Below are 2,804 nucleotides of genomic sequence, written 5' to 3' on the forward strand. Positions count from 1 at the left end.
TTTTAAGGCCAGCAAGGTCTATGAGGAGGACCCGACCGCTGCCTGGCTGGCCCATAGGGAAACATTGACAAGGAAGGCCCAAGTCCTCAACCAAGCCCAGTTTGCTGCCCTGCATTATCAGGCGCCGGGAACGGACCTGACCCTCAGCATGCCTCAGAATCACCACTGGGATTTTGTCGGAGGGGATATGGAAAACGGGGATTATTGCATCGCCAATATGCCGACTGAGGAGATTTATTCGGCACCTGACTTTCGCAGCGCAGACGGCTATGTGACCAGCACCAAGCCCCTCAGCTACATGGGGCAGATGATTGAAGGTATGAAGCTGACCTTTAAAGACGGGCGGATTATTGACATTTACGCGGACCAGGGCCTGCAGCTGCTCAAGGAGGTGATTGCGCAAGATGACGGGGCCCAGTATCTGGGGGAAATCGCCCTCGTCCCAGATAAAACTCCCATCTCCCAGTCCGGCCTGACCTTCTTCAATACTCTTTTTGACGAAAATGCCTCCTGCCATCTGGCTATCGGGGCAGCCTATCCTATCAGCGTAGTCGGCGGTGAGCACTTGTCCGCAAAAGAGCAAAAAGCGGCCGGCCTCAACCAATCCGCTGTCCACCTAGACTTTATGATTGGCTCCGACCAGCTGGACATCGACGGCATTCGCTCAGACGGTAGCCGTGTGCCCATCTTTCGCAAGGGTGATTGGGCTATTTAAACAATACAAAAAACTAGGTGAGGCCTAGTTTTTAAAGTTTTATTTTAGCAAGCAGTGGCCATTCAGCCGAAAATCCCGAAAAATAGGTCCTAAATTGTCCATCTGCTCACCACTTAAATTCTTTCAGCTGCTTTTCCAGCTTCTGTAAATAAACTTCAGTCAAGCCATTTCGCTTTTTTGCTGGATCATTTAGACTCCTCAGATAAATCAAAAACTGGTCCGCCAGTATCTCATACTGATTAAAAGACAGGCGCTTCATCTGAGCCTGAACGAAATCAGCAGCCTCCTCAAAGCGCTCGCTTTCCAGCAGTTCTTGAAAATAGTCAGCTCTATCCAGCTGCCGGCTTTCCTCGTCTTCAAACTGCCCCAGATCCAAGTGACGAATCTTCAGACGCAATGCCGAATCAATCATATTGGCCGCCCTCTTGATCTGCCGCATAAACCAATCATTTTCTGTCGTCATAAGCAGCTCCTTTCAAAAGCAAGCGGACTGACTATCCATAAAAACCCTACACCCTCTCCGCCAATTCTTCCCACTCCTGCATAGCAGCTTCCTGGGCGGCGGTCAGGTCGTCCAGTTCAGCCTGTAGTTTGATTAGCTCACTGGCTTCATTCGTGGCCTGCATGCTTTCGCTCAGCTGGCTGATCTGGCTGTCCAAGTCTTCGATTCTCGCTTCCAGCTGGTCCAGCCGGCGGGCTAGTTTGCGGGCCTCTTTCTGGTTTTCCTTTTGCTGCTGGTAGTCGCTGGCCGGGGCTGGAGCTGCTGTTTGGGCCGGCTGATGTTGCTCAGCCTCAGCTGCAGCCAAGGCTTCCTGCTCAGCCTTTTTCTCCAGATAGTAGTCATAGTCACCCAGATAGAGGGTGGAGCCGGTCTCGGACAGCTCGATGATCTGAGTAGCCACCCGGTTGATAAAGTAACGGTCGTGGCTGACAAAGAGCAGGGTGCCGTCAAAGTCAATCAGGGCATTCTCCAAGACCTCCTTGCTGTCAATATCCAAATGGTTGGTCGGCTCGTCCAGGATGAGAAAGTTGTTGTTTTCCATAGACAGCTTGGCCAGGAGCAGGCGAGCCCGCTCCCCGCCCGACAGCATGCCGACGGACTTTTTGACATCATCACCCGAGAAGAGAAAGGCGCCCAAGCGATTGCGAATCTCCACTTCCGGTGTCAGCTTGAAGTCGTTCCAGAGCTCGTCCAGGACCGTATTGCTCGGGGTCAGCTTGCTCTGGGTCTGGTCATAGTAGCCCAGCTCCACATTGGCTCCCAGCCGCTCCTGCCCTCGGATAAAGGGCAGCTGGCCGACCAGAGACTTAATCAGCGTGGTCTTGCCAATGCCGTTGGGACCGACAATGGCCGTTGCACTGAGCTTGCGAAGATCCAGATTGACCGGTTCAGACAGGACCTGTCCCTCATAGCCAATGGCAGCATCTTCCAGCGTCAGAACGACATTGCCGGAGACCTTGGCCGACTGGAAGGTCATATTGGCCGAGCGGCCCCCGGTTTCCGGCTTGTCCAAGCGCTCCATCTTTTCCAGCTGCTTACGGCGGGATTGGGCCCGCTTGGTCGTCGAAGCCCGGACCAGATTGCGGCTGACAAAGTCTTCCAGCGCTGCGATTTCCTTCTGCTGCTTTTCATAGTTCTTGGCCTCAGTCGCCAGCTTCTGCTCCTTTTGAGCCACAAAGCTGGAGTAATTGCCCACATAGCGGTCCAGCGCATGCCGGGTCAGGTCCAGCGTAACGGTCGCCACCTTGTCCAGGAAATAACGGTCATGGCTGACGATGATCAGGGCGCCCCGGTAGTTGACCAGGTAATTCTCCAGCCAAGCGATGGTTTCGATGTCTAGGTGGTTGGTCGGCTCATCCAGCACCAGCAGTTCGGGCTTTTCCAAGAGCATCTTGGCCAGAGCCAGCCGGGTATTCTGCCCGCCCGACAGCTCGGAGATTTTCATCCCCCACATGGTTTCGTCAAATTTGAAGCCATTGAGAATGGCCTTTATGTCCGCCTCGTAGCTGAAGCCGCCCTTCTGGCGAAAATCCTCGGACAGCTGGTCATACTGGCTCATCAGACTGTCCAGCTGGTCACCAGCCAACT

Annotated in this window: 3 protein-coding genes; 1 reads left to right on the top strand and 2 read right to left on the bottom strand. The window is 54.0% G+C overall.

Going from position 1 to position 2,804, the window contains the following annotated elements:
• On the top strand, positions 1-715 hold a 715-nt coding region (locus tag STRDD11_RS14425; protein WP_241209372.1), incomplete at its 5' end, for an aminopeptidase.
• 106 nt (positions 716-821) lie between these two features.
• Here the strand turns inward: STRDD11_RS14425 and STRDD11_RS07895 are convergent.
• Both STRDD11_RS07895 and STRDD11_RS07900 read right to left on the bottom strand, forming a co-directional pair.
• Positions 822-1,178, bottom strand: coding sequence for a hypothetical protein (locus STRDD11_RS07895; protein ID WP_128836875.1), 357 nt, complete (start codon positions 1,176-1,178; stop codon positions 822-824).
• A 46-nt stretch (positions 1,179-1,224) separates the two neighbouring features.
• Positions 1,225-2,804, bottom strand: a 1,580-nt coding sequence (locus STRDD11_RS07900; protein ID WP_164828432.1) for an ABC-F family ATP-binding cassette domain-containing protein, incomplete at its 5' end; no start/stop codon positions are given.

Source organism: Streptococcus sp. DD11, assembly GCF_001578865.1.
Taxonomy (GTDB): Bacteria; Bacillota; Bacilli; order Lactobacillales; family Streptococcaceae; genus Streptococcus; species Streptococcus panodentis.

Bases quoted from the DNA above. Each gene is read 5' to 3' on its own strand.
- STRDD11_RS07895 (WP_128836875.1), bottom strand. From the start codon at position 1,178: ATGACGACAGAAAATGATTGGTTTATGCGGCAGATCAAGAGGGCGGCC.